General features: G+C 37.4%; 19 protein-coding genes. 12 read left to right on the top strand and 7 right to left on the bottom strand.

Annotation, left to right across the window (positions count from 1 at the left end; translation table 11 throughout):
* The first annotated feature begins 149 nt into the window (after positions 1–149).
* Positions 150–1,571: an NAD(P)/FAD-dependent oxidoreductase gene (locus tag GTH25_RS16695; protein ID WP_075673337.1), complete on the top strand. Its 1,422-nt coding sequence runs from the start codon at positions 150–152 to the stop codon at positions 1,569–1,571.
* Between the two features lie 45 nt (positions 1,572–1,616).
* Complete coding sequence (locus GTH25_RS16690; protein ID WP_069369589.1) at positions 1,617–2,111, top strand: RidA family protein; 495 nt, start codon at positions 1,617–1,619, stop codon at positions 2,109–2,111.
* A 231-nt stretch (positions 2,112–2,342) separates the two neighbouring features.
* Here GTH25_RS16690 and GTH25_RS16685 read toward each other — a convergent pair whose 3' ends face one another.
* Positions 2,343–3,323: a LacI family DNA-binding transcriptional regulator gene (locus GTH25_RS16685; RefSeq protein ID WP_075673336.1), complete on the bottom strand. Its 981-nt coding sequence runs from the start codon at positions 3,321–3,323 to the stop codon at positions 2,343–2,345.
* A gap of 215 nt (positions 3,324–3,538) precedes the next feature.
* On the opposite strand from GTH25_RS16685, the gene GTH25_RS16680 reads away from it, so the two are divergent.
* The gene (locus tag GTH25_RS16680) at positions 3,539–5,197 is read left to right on the top strand and encodes a glycoside hydrolase family 13 protein (RefSeq protein WP_075673335.1); all 1,659 of its coding nucleotides are present in this window, start codon (positions 3,539–3,541) and stop codon (positions 5,195–5,197) included.
* Between the two features lie 59 nt (positions 5,198–5,256).
* On the opposite strand, the gene mobB is transcribed toward GTH25_RS16680, so the two are convergent.
* Together mobB and mobA are read right to left on the bottom strand one after the other, a co-directional pair.
* Positions 5,257–5,775, bottom strand: a complete 519-nt coding sequence (gene mobB, locus GTH25_RS16675) for a molybdopterin-guanine dinucleotide biosynthesis protein MobB (protein WP_075673334.1) — start codon at positions 5,773–5,775, stop codon at positions 5,257–5,259.
* 11 nt (positions 5,776–5,786) lie between these two features.
* Positions 5,787–6,371, bottom strand: coding sequence for a molybdenum cofactor guanylyltransferase MobA (mobA, locus tag GTH25_RS16670; RefSeq protein WP_075673333.1), 585 nt, complete (start codon positions 6,369–6,371; stop codon positions 5,787–5,789).
* Positions 6,372–6,591: 220 nt separating this feature from the next.
* Between mobA and GTH25_RS16665 the strand changes: the two genes are divergently transcribed.
* The 4 genes from GTH25_RS16665 to polA all read left to right on the top strand — a co-directional run bounded on the left by GTH25_RS16665 (position 6,592) and on the right by polA (position 11,952).
* Positions 6,592–6,861 (top strand): YihD family protein, encoded by a 270-nt coding sequence (locus GTH25_RS16665; RefSeq protein ID WP_075673332.1) that lies wholly within the window; start codon positions 6,592–6,594, stop codon positions 6,859–6,861.
* A gap of 14 nt (positions 6,862–6,875) precedes the next feature.
* On the top strand, positions 6,876–7,871 hold the full coding sequence (locus GTH25_RS16660) for a serine/threonine protein kinase (protein ID WP_075673331.1): 996 nt from the start codon (positions 6,876–6,878) through the stop codon (positions 7,869–7,871).
* 20 nt (positions 7,872–7,891) lie between these two features.
* Positions 7,892–8,515, top strand: coding sequence for a thiol:disulfide interchange protein DsbA (gene dsbA / locus GTH25_RS16655; RefSeq protein WP_075673330.1), 624 nt, complete (start codon positions 7,892–7,894; stop codon positions 8,513–8,515).
* A 638-nt stretch (positions 8,516–9,153) separates the two neighbouring features.
* On the top strand, positions 9,154–11,952 hold the full coding sequence (gene polA / locus GTH25_RS16650; protein WP_075673349.1) for a DNA polymerase I: 2,799 nt from the start codon (positions 9,154–9,156) through the stop codon (positions 11,950–11,952).
* A gap of 54 nt (positions 11,953–12,006) precedes the next feature.
* On the opposite strand, the gene GTH25_RS16645 is transcribed toward polA, so the two are convergent.
* Both GTH25_RS16645 and def read right to left on the bottom strand, forming a co-directional pair.
* Positions 12,007–12,465, bottom strand: a complete 459-nt coding sequence (locus GTH25_RS16645; RefSeq protein ID WP_075673329.1) for a hypothetical protein — start codon at positions 12,463–12,465, stop codon at positions 12,007–12,009.
* Positions 12,466–12,636: 171 nt separating this feature from the next.
* Complete coding sequence (gene def / locus GTH25_RS16640) at positions 12,637–13,155, bottom strand: peptide deformylase (RefSeq protein WP_075673328.1); 519 nt, start codon at positions 13,153–13,155, stop codon at positions 12,637–12,639.
* 286 nt (positions 13,156–13,441) lie between these two features.
* Here def and GTH25_RS19430 point away from each other — a divergent pair, with 286 nt between their 5' ends.
* A complete protein-coding gene (locus GTH25_RS19430) occupies positions 13,442–13,489 on the top strand; it encodes a small protein SpfP (RefSeq protein WP_438361642.1) in 48 nt (15 codons plus the stop codon).
* A 150-nt stretch (positions 13,490–13,639) separates the two neighbouring features.
* Here the strand turns inward: GTH25_RS19430 and yihA are convergent, their stop codons facing one another.
* On the bottom strand, positions 13,640–14,272 hold the full coding sequence (yihA, locus tag GTH25_RS16635; RefSeq protein ID WP_075673327.1) for a ribosome biogenesis GTP-binding protein YihA/YsxC: 633 nt from the start codon (positions 14,270–14,272) through the stop codon (positions 13,640–13,642).
* Positions 14,273–14,542: 270 nt separating this feature from the next.
* Here yihA and ppiA point away from each other — a divergent pair, with 270 nt between their 5' ends.
* The 3 genes from ppiA to argD all read left to right on the top strand — a co-directional run bounded on the left by ppiA (position 14,543) and on the right by argD (position 17,394).
* Entirely contained in the window at positions 14,543–15,112 is a 570-nt protein-coding gene (ppiA, locus tag GTH25_RS16630; protein ID WP_072064793.1) for a peptidylprolyl isomerase A, read from the top strand.
* A gap of 374 nt (positions 15,113–15,486) precedes the next feature.
* Positions 15,487–16,062 (top strand): aminodeoxychorismate synthase component II, encoded by a 576-nt coding sequence (locus GTH25_RS16625; RefSeq protein ID WP_036933913.1) that lies wholly within the window; start codon positions 15,487–15,489, stop codon positions 16,060–16,062.
* 117 nt (positions 16,063–16,179) lie between these two features.
* Entirely contained in the window at positions 16,180–17,394 is a 1,215-nt protein-coding gene (gene argD, locus GTH25_RS16620) for a bifunctional acetylornithine/succinyldiaminopimelate transaminase (protein ID WP_075673326.1), read from the top strand.
* 95 nt (positions 17,395–17,489) lie between these two features.
* Here the strand turns inward: argD and crp are convergent, their stop codons facing one another.
* Entirely contained in the window at positions 17,490–18,122 is a 633-nt protein-coding gene (gene crp, locus GTH25_RS16615; protein WP_004246872.1) for a cAMP-activated global transcriptional regulator CRP, read from the bottom strand.
* A gap of 313 nt (positions 18,123–18,435) precedes the next feature.
* Here crp and GTH25_RS16610 point away from each other — a divergent pair, with 313 nt between their 5' ends.
* The gene (locus GTH25_RS16610; RefSeq protein ID WP_075673325.1) at positions 18,436–18,843 is read left to right on the top strand and encodes an OsmC family protein; all 408 of its coding nucleotides are present in this window, start codon (positions 18,436–18,438) and stop codon (positions 18,841–18,843) included.
* Positions 18,844–18,887: the final 44 nt, after the last annotated feature.

Below are 18,887 nucleotides of genomic sequence, written 5' to 3'. Positions count from 1 at the left end.
TTGTATCTATGGATATTGTTGTTGAGGTAAATGGTTAACAAATAATTATAATTATTAACAATGTAATGAACTATGATAATATCCACTTTTAAAGATACAAATTAATAACATTATAAATATAAATGGTAAATCCATTACTGAGGTAGAAGATGAAAATTTCAAGGAGAAAGCTGCTTTTAGGTGTTGGTGCTGCGGGTGTTTTAGCTGGTGGCGCTGCGTTAGTTCCAATGGTTCGCCGTGATGGCAAATTCGTTGAAACTAAATCTAGAGTATCATTTGTCGAAGGCACAGAGGGTGCTCTGCCTAAAGAGTCTGATGCAGTGATTATCGGTGCTGGTATCCAAGGTATCATGACCGCTATCAACCTTGCAGAACGTGGCATGAGTGTCACTATTTTAGAAAAAGGCGAGATTGGCGGTGAACAATCGGGCCGAGCATACAGCCAAATTATTAGTTATCAGACATCACCAGAAATTTTCCCATTACACCATTACGGGAAAATCTTATGGCGTGGAATGAACGAGAAAATTGGTGCCGATACCAGTTATCGCACACAAGGTCGTGTAGAAGCCCTTGCTGATGAAAAAGCGTTTGATAAAGCTCAAGCATGGATCAAAACAGCTAAAGAAACGGCTGGATTTGATACACCATTAAATACTCGCATTATTAAAGGTGAAGAGTTATCAAACCGTCTTGTTGGTGCCCAAACACCATGGACTGTTGCTGCTTTTGAAGAAGACTCAGGTTCTGTTGATCCAGAAACAGGAACACCTGCATTAGCTCGTTACGCTAAACAAATTGGCGTAAAAATCTACACCAACTGCGCGGTAAGAGGTATCGAAACTGCGGGTGGTAAAATTTCTGATGTTGTAACAGAAAAAGGCGCAATTAGAACATCTCACGTTGTTCTTGCGGGTGGTATTTGGTCACGTTTATTTATGGGTAACATGGGCATTGATATTCCAACGCTGAATGTTTACTTATCACAGCAACGTGTATCAGGTGTTCCGGGCGCACCTCGTGGCAATGTGCATTTACCAAATGGTATTCACTTCCGTGAACAAGCCGATGGTACTTATGCTGTCGCACCACGTATTTTCACAAGTTCTATCGTGAAAGATAGCTTCTTGTTAGGGCCTAAGTTCATGCATCTGTTAGGTGGTGGTGAGCTGCCATTAGAATTCTCTATCGGTGAAGACTTATTTAATTCATTCAAGATGGCAACATCTTGGAAATTAGATGAAAAAACACCGTTTGAACAATATCGTACAGCAACAGCAACACAAAATACTGAGCACTTAGATGCTGTATTCCAAAGAATGAAAGCGGAATTCCCAGTATTTGAAAAATCACAAGTCGTTGAACGTTGGGGAGCTGTTGTTAGCCCAACATTTGATGAATTACCAATTATTTCTGAGGTCAAAGAATACCCTGGTCTGGTTATCAATACCGCGACAGTATGGGGTATGACCGAAGGCCCAGCAGCAGGTGAAGTGACTGCTGATATCGTAACGGGCAAAAAACCAGTTATTGATCCAACGCCATTTAGTATGGATCGTTTTAAGAAATAAGTAACCCCTTGTTTTACTGTAAATTAAACATGTTAAGGAGTTTTCATGCGCTATAAAAGTTTACTTGTTGCCCTACCTTTTATTTTTGGTGTAGCAAGTGCGAATGCGGAGGGTGTTGTGCACCATAAATTAAACGGTATGCCTATTTCGGAGTCTGTTGAAGTTAGTGCAGGTAACAACCTTGTTTTCTTAAGTGGCAAAGTACCCGCTAAGAAATCAGCAGATGCGCCAGAAGGTGTATTAGCTTCTTATGGTAACACTGAAGAACAAACTATCAGTGTATTAGAGCAAATCAAAACTCATCTGAATGAACTTGGCTTAGACATGAAAGACGTTGTTAAAATGCAAGTCTTCTTAGTCGGTGGTGAAGAAACTAAAGGTGAGATGGACTTTAAAGGCTTTATGGACGGTTATTCTAAGTACTTTGATGCTTCGAAAACTGAACAACTGCCAGCTCGTTCAACGTTCCAAATCGCTAAACTGGCAAATCCAGCATGGCGTGTAGAAATTGAAGTCATCGCTGTCCGTCCTGCAAAATAAGAACGATAGCTTTTACTCAATTTTGAAGTAAAACATAATCGAATAAAACGCCAAAGAGGGGCAACTTTCTTTGGCGTTTTTTTATGGTATAGACATGTTATAGCTATATGTCTATATAAATGAGTTTTATAAACATATGAGTTGGTTTCCTAAAACACCCTATAACGATTTACCACTATTACCACCAGATCTATAATTAATTGAAATACGTAAATATTTATAAATTATGTCTTAGCTACTTTCACCTTGAATAAACTTCACTGGAATAACAGAGACGTTATCTGCTATTTCTTTATTCTCAATTAATGCACTAATCACTTCTACACTTTTTTCAGCCAGTTTTTCAAAGGGCTGTTCAATACAAGTTAATTGGCGCAGTGTCTGATTTAACCAAGGGCTTCCATCGTAAGCAACAATTTTTAATTGTTCTGGAATGGCAATATTTCGTCTTGTTGCTTCATTAAATAATGCCATTGCTGGAATATCAGCGGCAAAAATGGCATCAATATCTGAATACAAAGAAAGTATTTTTGTGGCAAAAGAGTGAAAATAATCTTTCTCTTCTTCCTTCCAATTTACTTTGCATGGAATAGGTTTAATACCTGCCTGAATAAGCGTTTCTTTAAAAGCTAAACAGCTTTGATATGAAGGTGTTGATGATAAATAACTTGAGTTATCTTCAATATAGAGGATTTTTTTGCAACCCTTTTGAATAAGGTGTTCTGCTGCTAATCGACCGCCAGTATGGTGATCAGAGCAAACCAATGGAATATCACGAAGATGACGATCTAGTGTTACCACAGGCTTTTTAATATGTTGATATTCTCTATCATCCAATAATAGATATTCTGCAATAATACCGTCGATCTGACCACGTTTGAGCATATCAAAAAATATACGTTCGCGTACTTTGCTATTTTGTGTTGCACATAACATCATGCTATAGCCATTTTCAGCGAGCTTATTTTCAATAAAACGTGTCACTGTCGCAAAATAAGGGTATTCAAGGCTATTAATAATGACACCAACAACGGCACTTTTCTGTTGATATAAATTTCTTAGCCAAGTATCAGGAATATAATCTAATTCCTCTACCGCTTTCTTTATTTTTTCTCGTGCAGCTTGAGATACATAACCACTGTTATTTAATGCTCTAGAAACAGTGCTTGCTGCGACATTGGCTTTTTTTGCGACATCACGGATCCCGGCCATTGAATATGCTGTGCTCCTTTTTATTAGTTGAATGCTTAATATATCTTAATCTGATTTATACAAAGCCATATTTAATGAGGTAATTGTGTTTTTTTAGTATGAGCTATTTCACATTTTTGTAGGTTAATGGCCTTATTCGCAATTTTAGTGTCTATAGTAACTTATATTAATTATGGAACAGTTCCATAAATACTAATTACCTTAGTGGGGTGAATATGTCTAATTCTTGGTGGAAAGAAGCGGTGGTCTATCAAATTTATCCTAAGAGTTATTATGATAGTAACGGGGATGGTGTTGGGGATTTAGCAGGGATCACAGAGAAATTAGATTATATTCAGTCACTCGGTACAAATGTTATTTGGTTATGCCCCATTTTTAAATCGCCAATGAAAGACAATGGTTATGATATTGCTGATTATTCTGTTGTCGATCCTATCTTTGGGGATAATAACGCGTTAGATAAGCTAATTAGCGAAGCTAAAAAACGTGATATTAAAATTCTATTAGATTTAGTATTAAATCACTCTTCTGATGAGCATCCATGGTTTAAAGCCGCAATTGAAGATCCAAATAGCCCATATGCCGATTACTATATATTTAAACAATGGGATAAGCCGACTCCTCCTAATAATTTACGTACTTATTTTGACTGCTCTGTTTGGAGTCGTGTTGGAAAAACAAATCGTTGGTATTTCAATTCATTTGGCCCTGAACAGCCGGACTTAAATTGGGAAAATCCACAATTACGTAAAGATATTATCAATATGATTAATGCCTGGATCAAAAAAGGTATTGCTGGATTTCGTATTGATGCGATTGGTAATTTAAAAAAATCCCCTGAAGCCTTATCTGAATATCAATTTGAACCCGATAAAGATGATGGTTCTGCATCTTTAGTACCTTGGGTTTTAAATCAACCTGGCATTGATAAGTTCTTAACTGAATTAGCTGAGAACACTTTTAAGCCAGCAAATAGTATGACAGTTGCAGAAATTGACGTGCCTGAAAAAGATTTACGTGCTTATGTTGGTGAGAATGGTTATTTCTCTATGGTATTCGATTTTAGTATTGCTGACTTAGACATTCGTAATGAGAAACCATTTACCATAAATCCAATCACAGGTGAAAGATTAAAACCTGTATTTATTAAAAGCCAATTAGATACTCAACGAGTAGGTTGGGGGGCACCTTATTTAGAAAATCACGATCAACCTCGTTCATTAAATAAATTTCTTCCTAAAGGAGGCATTAATCCTATTAGTGCCAAAATGTTAGCGACATTTTTATTAACTCAACGAGGGACGCCTTTTATTTATCAAGGGCAAGAAATCGGCATGACAAATTGCCCTATGACATTAGAGGAACATGATGATTTACATGTGTTTAAATTGCATGAATGGGGCAAGAAATTAGGTTATAGCGATAAGCAAATTATAGAATACTTTAATAGCCGTAGTCGTGATAACTCAAGAACACCTTTCCAATGGAATAGTGAAATAAATGGTGGTTTTAGTACAGGTAAACCTTGGTTAAAAGTTAACCCTAACTATGTCGATATTAATGCGCAACAAGAAACGAACGATAAGCACTCTCTTTTCGCTTATTACCAACAATTAATTGCATTAAGACGACATTCAGAGATCAGTGATATTCTGATTTACGGTGAGTTTTTACCATTAGATTCACCAGAAAATGTGATTGCTTTTAAGCGTACTTATGAAGGCAACTCAGTCAATATTTACTGTAATTTTAGTGGTGAAGAAAAAACACTAACCATTAACGCTAAAAATATTTATTTGCATAACAGTCCAATAGTGGAAGATGGACAAGGCCATTTTATTCTTCAGCCTTATCAAGCAATTATATTTGCTTAATTTCCTCTATTTAATTGAAAATAAAGCGCCTTTATAGGGCGCTTTATTATTTGAGATTTTTATTTCATCCGCTTCAGCCAATCTGCAATAAATTCTGCAATAGCCTCAGGTGCGTTGATATCAAGTAATGGAAAATTGACGCTTAAATCGCAATCACTGGCGACGGCAATAACGTGCTCATCAAGTAAATCATTAAAATCACGGTTGTTGATATGGCGATAAAGGGCAATTTTAGGAATAGTTTCGCCTTTAAATCCTTCCACTAAGATTAAATCCAGCTTACTCGCATCAAAGCGAGATGCGAGGTAATACAAATCTAATTCTGGGATTTCTGGAGTTTCTGTCATTAATGCCCAACGTTGTTGGCTTGCGACTAATGTTTGGTCTGCTCCTGCTTTTCTAAGTTCGTAGCTGTCTTTTCCGGGTTTATCCACATCCATATCATGATGAGTGTGTTTGATCATACCTACACGAATTTCTCTTTTGCGTAATTGTGGAATAAGTTGTTTTAGAAGTGTCGTTTTACCCGTTCCACTCCATGCAGTGATCCCTAAAAGGGGTAAATCTACTTGTGCCATATTTTTCATTCCTATTTTTCTAATTTGTTGGCTTTTTCAATATCGTCAGGGGTATTTAAATTAATAAAAGCATTTGCTTGATCTGCAAATAAAACCGGGTGCGCATTTATCTGCTTCATAAACAACATTAATTTTCGATCACCTTGTGCTAAATAAGCTTCTAGCATAGGAATAATACGACGATTTAACAGTGCTAAGGTAGGATGCTCTCTTTCACCATCATCAACATAAACGGCTAATGCTTCTCCTCTTTGTTTATAGAGTTTTTCAACTAAATTAAGAGGAAAGTAGGGGACATCACAGGGTACAAAGGCAACCCAAGGTGTTGAGGCTTGCTTTAATAACGTAAGCATGCCAGCTAAAGGCCCTGAAAATCCCTCTATTTCATCGGTAATAACGGGATATTGGCTTTGGCGATATTGTTCTAAATTTCGGTTAGCACTAATCAGTATGCTATCAACTTGAGGTGCTAGTTTTTGGGCTATATGGTGGTATAAAGGCTGTCCATGTAGAATTTGAAGCCCTTTATCAGCACCTCCCATTCGTGTTGCTTGGCCACCCGCAAGTATACCACCTGTAATATTCTTCATTTTCATATTCAATATTTGTGAATAAATTGGCTAAAATTTCCGAACGATTTTTATCAAGTAAAGACGATATACTAATAAAAAATATCGACTTAATGAGATTTCATGTAAAGCGACAGCAATTTTTATCAAAAAAGCGTAATCTTTACGCATATTGACAGAGGTTTCCTTTTTCTATCGGATAATAATTGGTACTTTGTTGTTGTAATTAATAATAAGGATTTTTTGTATGAAATGTCACCGTCTTAATGAAGTTATGGAATTACTGCACCCAGTTTGGGAAGAAAATTCTGATTTAAACTTAGTTCAATTATTGCAGAAACTGGCTGATGAAGCGGGTTTTAAAGGTCAATTATCTGATCTGACTGATGATATTTTGATTTACCATCTGAAAATGCGCGGTTCAGCGCCGACAGATGTGATACCAGGACTGAAAAAAGATTACGAAGAAGATTTTAAAACCGCCATTTTACGTGCTCGTGGCGTGATTAAAGATTAAATTCAGGATAGAAAATGGAAATGTCTGCCTCATTTAATTTTCAGGGACTTTCACCTGATAACATTTGGGATGCGTTAGTTAAAATCGGTTTTTATCCTGAATCAGGGTTAACGGAATTAAATAGCTATGAAAATCGTGTTTTTCAATTTATGGATGAACATCGACAACGTTATGTGGTGAAATTTTATCGTCCACAACGTTGGTCGTATGAACAAATAAAAGAAGAACATGAATTTGCTTTAGCATTAAAGGAGGCTGAGGTATCTGTAGCTGCCCCTTTAATGATTAATAATGAGACAGTTCATTTTTCTGATGATGGCTTTTATTTTGCAATATTCCCCAGCATAGGGGGAAGAGCATATGAAACTGATAATTTATTTCAGCTAGAAGAAGTAGGACGCACATTAGGGCGCATTCATCAAATAGGCAGAAAAAAGAGTTATGAGTATCGACCAACAGTTTCTATTGCAGAATATCTGATAGCACCAAAATTGGAATTTGAAAGTAGTGCGTTAATTCCTAATAACCTCAAATCTCAATTTATAGAGGTTATAGATAAACTTATTTATGATGTGCGTCCTAGAATAGAGGACTCTACATGGCAAATATTACGGCTACATGGTGATTGCCATCCCGGTAATATATTGTGGCGTGATGAAGTTGTAATGGTTGATTTTGATGATTCCCGAATGGGACCTGCGGTACAAGACTTTTGGATGCTATTAAATGGCTCACGGCAAGAGCAGGTTATACAATTAGATACGATCCTTGAGTCTTATTATGAATACCAAGATTTTGATTTACGTGAATTGTCATTAATTGAACCACTAAGAGCGATGAGAATGGTGCATTACCTCGCATGGGTATTAAAACGCTGGAATGATCCTGCTTTCCCTCGCGCTTTTGTTTGGTTTAAAGAGCAAGATTTTTGGTTTAAACAATTAGCCTTATTCAAGGGACAAGTGGAGCAATTAAATGAGCCTCCTTTACAGCTTGGTCCAATGTATTAATTCTTAGGAGACGATGAGAAATGAAAAAGATTTGGCTGGCGTTAGCAAGTATGGTATTGGCATTCAGTGTTTCTGCTGCTGATATTTCTGAAGGGAAACAGTTTACTAACCTTTCTAAACCTGTTGCTTCGGCGCCTGATGTTGTTGAGTTTTTCTCTTTTTATTGCCCACACTGCTATCAATTCTCTGAAGTGTATAAAGTTAATAGCACTGTTGAAAAGAATGCACCTGAAAACACCAATATTGTCCGCTATCATGTTGATTTCTTAGGGCCTTTAGGTAAGGATTTAACACGTTCTTGGGCTGTTGCAATGGCATTGGGTGTTGAAGATCAAGTTTCTCCAGTTTTATTTAAAGGAATTCAAGAGACTCAATCTATCCGTTCTGTTGACGATATCCGTAATGCCTTTATTAACGCTGGCGTTAAAGGCGAAGATTATGATGCTGCAATGAATAGCTTTGTGGTGAATTCTTTAGTTAGCCAACAACAAAATGCTGTCGCTGATTTTCAAATCAATGGTGTTCCTGCCATGATAATTGGCGGTAAATATAAAATGAAAAATGATGGTATCAGTGCAAAATCACCTGAAGAGTATGCAAAAACATATTCTGATATTGTGAATCAATTATTGCTGAAAAAATAATATAGGCTTAATCTTTTCCTATATGGACTAAGTAAAAGTATATAGATTTTTATATGGGAAATAGCACTCAAGAAATAGGAGTGCTATTTTTTTTACTTTCATATTTTTGTCATAATATAACTATCCACATTAATAAAAAATACTACGATTAATTTATAATATCTTAATGAATTCTCTAAGTGATTGATTTTTTAATTATGTTAATAAATTGAAAAGAAGCTTAACTTATTAATATAGAGAGGGTTACAAAACTACTCACAGAGTTATCCACAGGTTGTTTTGATACTGGTTAAAAAAATAAAGTCTGAGAGGAAAAAGATGACACTAATATGACCTTTAATATTAATGATGAGTAAATGGCCCTATCTTAAATGCTTTATAAATAAAGCAGTCTGTTTGCTTTTTAGTCTTTATTTATAATTAGAATCAGATTAATGGGAGTGGTTTCTGATAAAAAAGTACTTTAATAAATATTAATTTATTATTCATACTTATTTTTCTGTTAAGTTCGGCTAATAATAAATAATTGAGTATTTAAGCCGAATTTCTGAATTTAAGAACAGGTAATATTCGTCTATTGGGCTGTGATGTGGCATTCTAGTCATATCAACGAACCTCAGAACAATGATGAACAGATTATGGTCCAGATAGCAGAAAACCCCTTTATCCTTGTAGATGGCTCCTCATATCTTTATCGCGCCTATCATGCATTTCCACCGCTAACCAATAGCCAAGGTGAGCCAACTGGTGCGATGTATGGTGTGTTGAACATGTTACGTAGCCTGATAATACAGTATAAACCAAGCCATGTTGCGGTTGTGTTTGACGCTAAAGGTAAAACATTCCGTGATGAATTGTATGAGGAGTATAAATCTAATCGACCTCCAATGCCGGATGATTTACGTGAGCAGATAGCGCCTTTACATGAGATGGTGAAAGCAATGGGTTTACCCTTGTTATCTATTTCAGGCGTAGAAGCGGATGACGTTATTGGCACATTGGCACTAAAAGCAGCGGCTGATGGACGTGATGTCCTAATAAGCACTGGTGATAAAGATATGGCGCAATTAGTGACGCCAAAGATCACACTTATTAATACCATGACCAACGTTATTTTAGGCCCCGATGAAGTTAAAGAAAAATATGGCGTTCCTCCTGAACTGATTATTGATTTCCTCGCATTAATGGGTGATTCATCAGATAACATTCCTGGTGTTCCGGGGGTGGGTGAGAAAACCGCATTAGGCCTTTTACAAGGGCTTGGTAGTTTAGATGATATCTATCAACAGCTTGATAATATCGCAACCTTGAGTTTCCGTGGCGCTAAAACACTGGGCGCAAAAATGGCGGAACATGAGAAAGTAGCAAAACTTTCTTATAAGCTGGCAACGATTAAAACAGATGTTGAACTCGATAAAACATTTGATGATTTAGTGGTTAATGAGCCAAATTTAGATCAATTATTAGATATGTTCACGCGTTATGAATTTAAACGCTGGATAAGTGATCTTCAGAATGGTGGCTGGTTAGCACAACGTAGTACACACAAAATCGCAGTGCCTTACACCTCCGAAGTTGTAAAATCCAAGGAAGTACCTGCGTCAGCTAATTTCCCTGTTATTACACAGGAAAATTATGAAGCTGTTTTAACACACGAAAGCTTAGCGCGATGGGTTGAACTCCTCAAAAAGGCATCAGCATTTGCATTCGATACAGAAACTGACAGCTTAAATAATATTGATGCTCGCTTAGTAGGATTGTCATTTGCTATTGAGCCGGGTAAAGCCGCTTATATTCCACTGCGTCATGAGTATTTAGATGCACCAGACCAGCTTCCGGTTAATGATGTGCTCACGGCATTAAAACCCATTTTAGAAGATAAAAATATTCTAAAAATTGGGCAGAACTTGAAGTTTGACCGCGGCATTATGGAAAATGAAGGTATCGCATTAAACGGTATTCATTTTGATACGATGTTGGAATCTTACGTATTAAATAGCGTAGGTAATCGACATGATATGGATACGTTGGCTGAAAAACATTTAAACCATAAAACCACCACATTTGAAGAGATAGCGGGTAAAGGTAAAGGCCAACTGACTTTTAACCAAATTGAGGTTGAGCAAGCGACGTTATATGCAGCTGAAGATGCGGATATCACTTTATTACTTCATCAAGCGTTGTATCCTCAAATAGAAGCCATTGAGTCTCTTAAACATGTTTACCGCGATATCGAAATGCCACTAGTTCCTGTGCTTTCTAGGATGGAACGCAAAGGGGTATTAATTGATGCTCAAGTGCTAGCGGTTCAATCTCAAGAGATTACACAACGTTTAGCTGAAATTGAAAAAGAGACATTTGCGTTAGCGGGACAAGAGTTTAATCTCTCTTCACCTAAACAGTTACAAGAAATTTTATTTGATAAGCTGCAATTACCCGTTATCAAGAAAACCCCGAAAGGGGCACCGTCCACCAATGAAGAAGTATTGGAAGAATTAGCACACAGTCATGAATTACCTCGCTTAATTTTAGAGCATCGTGGTCTTGCGAAACTAAAATCAACCTATACTGATAAATTGCCATTGATGGTGAATAGTAAGACGAAGCGTGTACATACTTCATATCATCAAGCGGTAACGGCAACGGGGCGTTTATCTTCTCGCGATCCGAATCTTCAAAATATCCCAGTGAGAAATGAAGAAGGACGTAGAATTCGCCAAGCATTTATTGCGCGTGAAGGTTTTAAAATTGTCGCTGCCGACTATTCACAAATTGAATTACGGATCATGGCGCATTTATCGCAAGATAAAGGTTTGTTAGATGCCTTTGCTCAAGGTAAAGATATTCACCGTGCCACTGCATCTGAAGTATTCGGCATACCTTTAGAGGAAGTGACCTCTGAACAACGTCGTAGTGCGAAAGCGATCAACTTTGGTCTTATTTATGGCATGAGTGCATTTGGCTTATCACAACAAATTGGTGTTGAGAGAAGAGAAGCTCAGCGTTATATGGATCTCTATTTTGAGCGTTACCCTGGCGTATTAGATTATATGGAACGCACACGTAAGCAAGCTTCTGAACAAGGCTATGTTGAAACGTTAGATGGTCGTCGTCTCTATTTACCAGAAATTAATTCAAAAAATGCTATTCGTCGTAAAGCTTCAGAGCGTGAGGCAATCAATGCCCCAATGCAAGGTACTGCTGCTGATATCATCAAAAAAGCGATGATTGCTGTTGATAACTGGATTTGCAGTGAATGCCCTGATGATGTGCATATGATTATGCAAGTGCACGATGAATTGGTATTTGAAGTGCGAGAGTCTTATTTAGAGAACGCAAATATCATGATCCACAAATTAATGGAAAGCAGTATGGAATTAGCTATTCCGTTAAAAGTTGAAGTGGGTGTCGGTAATAATTGGGATGAAGCACACTAGTTTTTAAACACTATTTTTAACTAGAAAAGGGCACAGGATTGTGCCCTTTTTTGTTTATGCTTTGCTGTTTGGAGCAAGTTCTGACTCTTCAAATTCAAGAAAGTCTTCATGCAAATCCTGGATTAACCTATCTGTTGTGGTGCCTTTGTTATCGAGTTCCATCAAAGACCAACCCACGTTACCATTCACGTCATAAAGATAGCTTTGATCAAGCATATCAATTACTTTTCCAATGATTGATTTACCATAGAAATGCAGTAATTCCTTCAGTTCTTGCTCATCAAATTGGGAAGCTAGCTTTTGATATACTTCGGGTGCTTCATCAGAGTAAATATCCATTTCACTGAGATTTCCTTCAACATCACGATAGATATCGGTGAACCCTTTTAACACAAGAAAGCGTGCAAATTGTGGGATGTTTTCTTGTAATTCACTATTTGCCCATGATTTTGGGTTTGTTGCACCGGCGGCTTTGAGTTGTTCACATAAATCCTTAAATCGACTGTTTTCCATTTTTTCCTCAAGTGATTTACTGGTGAGATTTTAAATCTATTGTATAAGGGATGGAGAGAAAAACAGCGAGAATTTATCTGTATTAGGATAGAAAAAAAGAAAAGCTCGGTTAATTACCGAGCTTTTTTATGTCAAAACTTATCAAAATGTGAAAAAGAGATAAGTGAATAATTAAGCAACTTGTGAGTCGATCAGTTTGCTCAATTTCTTCTGTTTTTTCTCAATACGTTGACGTTTTAACGGAGATAAATGGTCAATAAAGAGTTTGCCATCAAGATGGTCTAACTCATGTTGAATACAGCCTGCAAACAAATCAGAGGCTTCAAGTTCAATTTCATCACCATTTCTATCTAATGCCTTGACCTTTAAGAAGCGGTAACGCTCTGTTGGGGCAAAAGAATCTGGAATAGATAGACACCCATCCATCATATCCATCACTTCATCTTCAGTGCTGATAATTTCAGGATTGATAAGTGCAATCGGTTGATCTCGGTTTTCAGAAACATCAATTACAACAATGCGTTTAGATACATTAACCTGAGGTGCCGCTAAGCCAATACCTCGTTCTGCATACATGGTTTCAATCATGTCATCGATTAATGTGCGTATTTCGTCATCTACTTTTTCCACTGGTACTGCGACTCTGCGCAGACGCTCATCTGGAAAACGCAGGAGCGTTAATACAGCCATGGATACCTCATTTTATCGCTAATTACATATTTACTACGGTCTCGCGATAAGCGTATCACAAAATCATTAAGGATAAACCGCACCTTTTGTGTGATTTGTTCTATTTTTAATCATATTCACGTAAGTGATTAAAGTCTCATAATTATGTAATTAAACTACATTTATTTATGGTTTGAATACATAAATACATAGCTGAATCGTGTCTGCATGTGAAAAAAAATTACAAAAGGGCTTTTATTAACCAATAAAATAGAGTACATTATCTCTCGTAGGGTACAGAGGTAAGATGTTCTATCTTTCAGACCTTTTACTTCACGTAATCGGATTTAGCTGAATATTAGCTGCCCCAGTCGACTTTATTTCGACTGGGGCATTTTTTTGCCTAAAATTCACTGGGGTGGTTTGTGCGAGAAGTGAAAGGGAAAGTGATTTCCCTTTTATCAATAGAAGAACAGAACGCTATCGTTGAGAAAAAAGAAGATAATTAAGCGTTGTCATCATTTGTAGGTTGTTCTTCTGAACCTGAAAACCATTCATTAAGTGTGTTACGTAGCTTATCAATACCGATTTTTTTCAATGATGAAAAATATTCTACGCGGATATCGCCCACTTTATTTGCCAGCTCTTCACGTACGCTCATTAACTGCTTTTTACGCGCACCTGATGCGAGTTTATCTGCTTTAGTCAGTAAAACGAGAGTAGGAAGCTCTGAGCCTACAGCCCAGTCAATCATTTGCATATCGAGATCTTTTAATGGATGACGAATATCCATTAAAATAACGACACCTTTTAGGCATTCTCTTTTTTGTAAGTATTCACCTAAAGAGCGTTGCCATTTACGTTTCATTTCTTCAGGAACTTGAGCATAGCCGTAGCCGGGTAAATCGACTAAGCGTAAACCTTCTTCAATTTGGAAAAGGTTGATTAATTGAGTACGGCCTGGCGTTTTACTGGTTCTGGCTAATCCATTTTGTTGGGTTAACGCATTTAAAGCACTGGATTTACCGGCATTAGAGCGACCCGCAAAGGCAATTTCAATTCCTGTATCTAGTGGTAAATGGCGGATATCAGGCGCACTGATAATGAAATGTGCTTTTTGGTAGTTAAATTGGGCCATTATGGTATAAACCTCTCTGAAATAATGCGGCTTTTCATGCATACTTATTTCAATTTTGCATGAAAATGAATATCTAAAATATTTATTTGCTCTATTTTGGCGCAATTTAATGACTTATAACAGTGCTTAAAAATTAAAATTTACCCTGTTATAACGTAATTAGACTTATTGAGCGTAAATAAAGGTAAATGATTGGCACTATTTACCTCAGCGAATTAGAATCGCTGCATATTAAGTAAGTTGTAGACTATTAAAGTAAAGGATCCCTGCATGTTAAAACGTTTTCTTGTCACCTTCGTTACCGCTTGCACTTTAACAACAGCGACTTTTGCAATGGCAACGGGAGAAACCTTCGTTAAATTAGTCACCTCTGAAGGCAATATTGAAATATCACTGGATAATAAAAAAGCCCCCATTACAACGAAAAATTTTATTCAGTATGTCGAAGATGGGTACTATAACGGCACCACTTTTCATCGTGTTATTCCTGGTTTTATGGTTCAAGGCGGTGGTTTTACTGCTGATTTACAGCAAAAACAAACCAGAGCGCCAATTAAAAATGAAGCCGATAATGGATTGCGCAATGTAAAAGGTTCTATTGCCATGGCGCGCACGTCAGATAAAGACAGCGCAACCAGCCAGTTCTTTATTAATGTGGCTGACAATGCATTTTTAGATCACGGCCAACGTGATTTTGGCTATGCCGTATTTGGGAAAGTTGTGAAAGGAATGGATGTAGTCGATAAAATTTCACAAACTCCAACTCGTAACATAGGGCCTTACCAAAATGTGCCAGTAAAAACGGTTACTATTTTATCTGCGGAAGTCGTAAAACAATAAACGCATTATTAGGATAGGATATCTACTTATTCTAATAAGATAAAATGCATATAAACCGGAATGAGTGTTTTCATTCCGGGTTTTTTAGTACGAAAAAAATATTTTTTATCCTTCCTTTTTTCGTGTGATCTCCTGCAATAAGTATTCACTACGCTATTAATCACTCTATTCATCATCAATTACCGTCATTCTTGTTATTGCGCAATAAATCAGCAGGTTTTCTTGCTTACTATTCATATTTTATACCTGTGCTATGATAATCGGCTTTGTTGTACCCAAGTCGGTTAAACAACGAACTATTTTGGCAAATCTACACTCGCTTTAAAATAGTAATAAAATAGATAATGATAAGAAAATCAGTCGGATAGGCTAATATGCTGTTACTTATTGATAATTACGACTCGTTTACCTACAACCTCTATCAGTATTTCTGTGAATTGGGTGCTGAGGTTGTTGTTAAGCGTAACGATGAGATCGGACTTAAAGAGATAGAAAAGATGATGCCAGCACATCTTGTTATCTCGCCAGGACCTTGTACTCCTGATGAAGCAGGGATCTCTCTTGAGGCTATACAGCGGTTTGCCGGTGAAATTCCTATTCTTGGGGTTTGTCTTGGACATCAAGCGATAGGGCAAGCTTTCGGTGCATCGGTTATCAGAGCACGAGAAGTGATGCATGGTAAAAATTCATTAATACATCATAATCAACAAGGTGTTTTTAAGGGACTTAATAGACCTTTAAGTGTGACGCGTTACCACTCTTTGGTGATTGACGCGACAACATTACCAGTACCTTTTGAAGTGACGGCATGGAGCCAACATGATGGAAATGTTGATGAAATTATGGGAATTCGCCATCGTACACTGCCAATTGAAGGGGTTCAATTTCACCCGGAAAGTATTTTAAGTGAACAAGGACATGAGCTATTAAATAATTTCCTTAAATATTAAATGGATAGCATTTAAATAGCGAAATAACGTCTTTTTATACAAAACCACATTTGATTTTTTATTCATATTTGGTGATTATATTTTCATATTGAATATGGATAACGATCAGGTGGGGTAATGACAAATCAAAGCATCAATAGGGCAACATACGATCAAGTAATGTTGCCAATTTATTCACCCGCAGAATTTATTCCTGTCAAAGGGATGGGTAGCCGTGTTTGGGATCAGCAAGGAAAATCGTATATCGATTTTGCTGGTGGTATTGCGGTTTTAGCACTAGGGCATGCTCATCCAGCTCTAAATCAAGCCTTGAAAGAACAAAGTGAGCAACTTTGGCACGTCAGTAATATTTTTACGAATGAACCTGCATTACGTTTAGCACAAAAATTAATAGATAACACATTTGCAGAACGTGTCTTTTTTGCCAATTCGGGCGCAGAAGCAAATGAAGCCGCATTTAAATTGGCTCGCCATTATGCCATTACTCGTCATAGCCCTTATAAAACTAAAATTATTGCCTTTCACAATGCATTTCATGGCAGAACGCTGTTTACAGTATCGGTTGGTGGACAACCTAAATATGCGGATGGTTTTGGTCCTAAGCCTGCCGATATCGTACATGTACCGTTTAATGATTTAGATGCTGTTAAAGCGGTTATGGATGACCACACTTGTGCCGTTATTTTAGAGCCAGTTCAAGGTGAAGGTGGCGTAACAGCGGCAACACCTGAGTTTATGAGAGGGCTACGTGAGCTGTGTGATAAGCATCAAGCTCTACTTGTTCTTGATGAAGTACAAACAGGTATGGGGCGTACAGGTAAACTGTTTGCCTATATGAACTATGATGTGACACCAGACATTATTACAACCGCAAAAGCGCTGGGAAGCGGTTTTCCACTTAGTGCGATGTTAACAACATATGAGATAGCTTCCGCAATGGGGGTTGGAACGCATGGTACAACCTATGGTGGCAATCCATTAGCTTGTGCAGTGGGCAATGTCGCATTTGATTTAATTAATACACCTGAGGTACTTGAGGGGGTAGAAAAGCGCTATCAATGGATTGTGGATGAACTGGCGGCAATCAATCAAACGTACCATGTCTTTTCGCAAATCCGTGGACAAGGTTTGTTGATAGGAGCGCAATTAGCGCCACAATATGAAGGTAAAGCCAAAGAATTACTCGGTCTTGCTACTAAACATGGCTTAATGATGTTAAATGCAGGGGCTGATGTGATGCGTTTTACACCGTCGTTAATTATTACTCAAGAAGAACTGCAAGAAGGAATGGTGGCATTGAAAGCGGCTATTGCAGAATTTGTAAAAGGATAGTATCAACTGAAAACCCCATCAGCGAGGATGGGGTTTTCACAAAAAGTATATCAATAGCCCTGTTATGGGCTATTGTTTGTTTCGAGCGGGAAAACTTAGCGAGTCCCGTAAACGACGATAGTTTTACCGTGTGCGGAGATCAAGTTTTGATCTTCCAGCATTTTCAGAATACGGCCTACAGTTTCGCGTGAACAACCAACGATTTGACCAATTTCCTGACGTGTAATTTTAATTTGCATGCCATCAGGATGTGTCATTGCATCGGGTTGTTTTGCTAAGTTTAATAAGGTTTGTGCAATACGGCCTGTTACATCAAGGAAAGCAAGGTTACCTACTTTTTCTGATGTTGTTTGTAATCTGTTCGCCATTTGAGCAGAAAGGCGCATCAGAATATCAGGGTTAACCTGAATTAATTGGCGGAATTTTTTATAGGAAATTTCTGCTACTTCACAGGCTGTTTTTGCTCGAACCCATGCACTACGTTCTTGATCTTCTTCAAATAATCCAAGTTCACCGATGAAATCCCCCTGGTTTAGGTAGGAGAGGATCATTTCTTTTCCTTCTTCATCTTTAATAAGAACAGCCACGGAACCTTTAACAATATAATAAAGTGTTTCCGCTTTCTCACCTTGGTGGATCAGCGTGCTCTTGGATGGATATTTGTGAATATGGCAGTGTGACAAAAACCATTCAAGAGTCGGGTCTGTTTGCGGCTTGCCGAGAACCATTCGCGTTATCCTCTGTACGTTAAATGCAGCCTTTCAAAACGGATAGGTTCCCTTTTGAGACAGCGTGCTTAAAAATCCTATCTTTACCTATTAACTTCCTGAGAACACGGTCAGTTAATATGGAGTAGATTATAATAAATGAGAAAATAATGCATTGATCTTAACCACTATCATCAAGCAGATATTGTTTTTAACACAATTAGTGCATTAAGTCTCGTTTTACGCAGTCAGCATAATAAACCTATTTGCTAATTGCTAGTTGAATTATGAGAATGTACTCTTTTAGTTTCTGTCATCTTTAGGGGGAAAATAAATGGAAGCGCGAGTTAAGTGGGTTGAAGATTTATCTTTTGTCGGCGAATCTTCATCAGGCCATCAGATTATGATGGATGGGAATTCGGGTGATAAAGCCCCAAGCCCAATGGAAATGGTATTAATTGCTGCGGGTGGATGTAGCGCTATTGATGTCGTAAGCATTTTACGTAAAGGTCGTCACCAAGTGACTGATTGTGAAGTGAAATTAACATCAGAGCGACGCGAAGAAGCCCCTCGTTTATTTACTGATATCAATTTACATTTTATTGTTTCAGGTAAAGAATTAACGGATAAAATCGTAGAACGAGCAGTTCAATTATCCGCAGAAAAATATTGTTCTGTTTCTTTAATGTTAGGAAAAGCAGCCAATATTACGCATTCATTTGAAATAAAAGATGTTGACTAATTTTGATATTTTAAAATAAAGTTTAATTTGAAAAATAATATCCC

This window comes from Proteus terrae subsp. cibarius (assembly GCF_011045835.1).
Classification (GTDB): domain Bacteria; phylum Pseudomonadota; class Gammaproteobacteria; order Enterobacterales; family Enterobacteriaceae; genus Proteus; species Proteus cibarius.
Note: the sequence above shows the minus strand (reverse complement) of the source record. Positions and strands in the feature narration are given on the sequence as shown.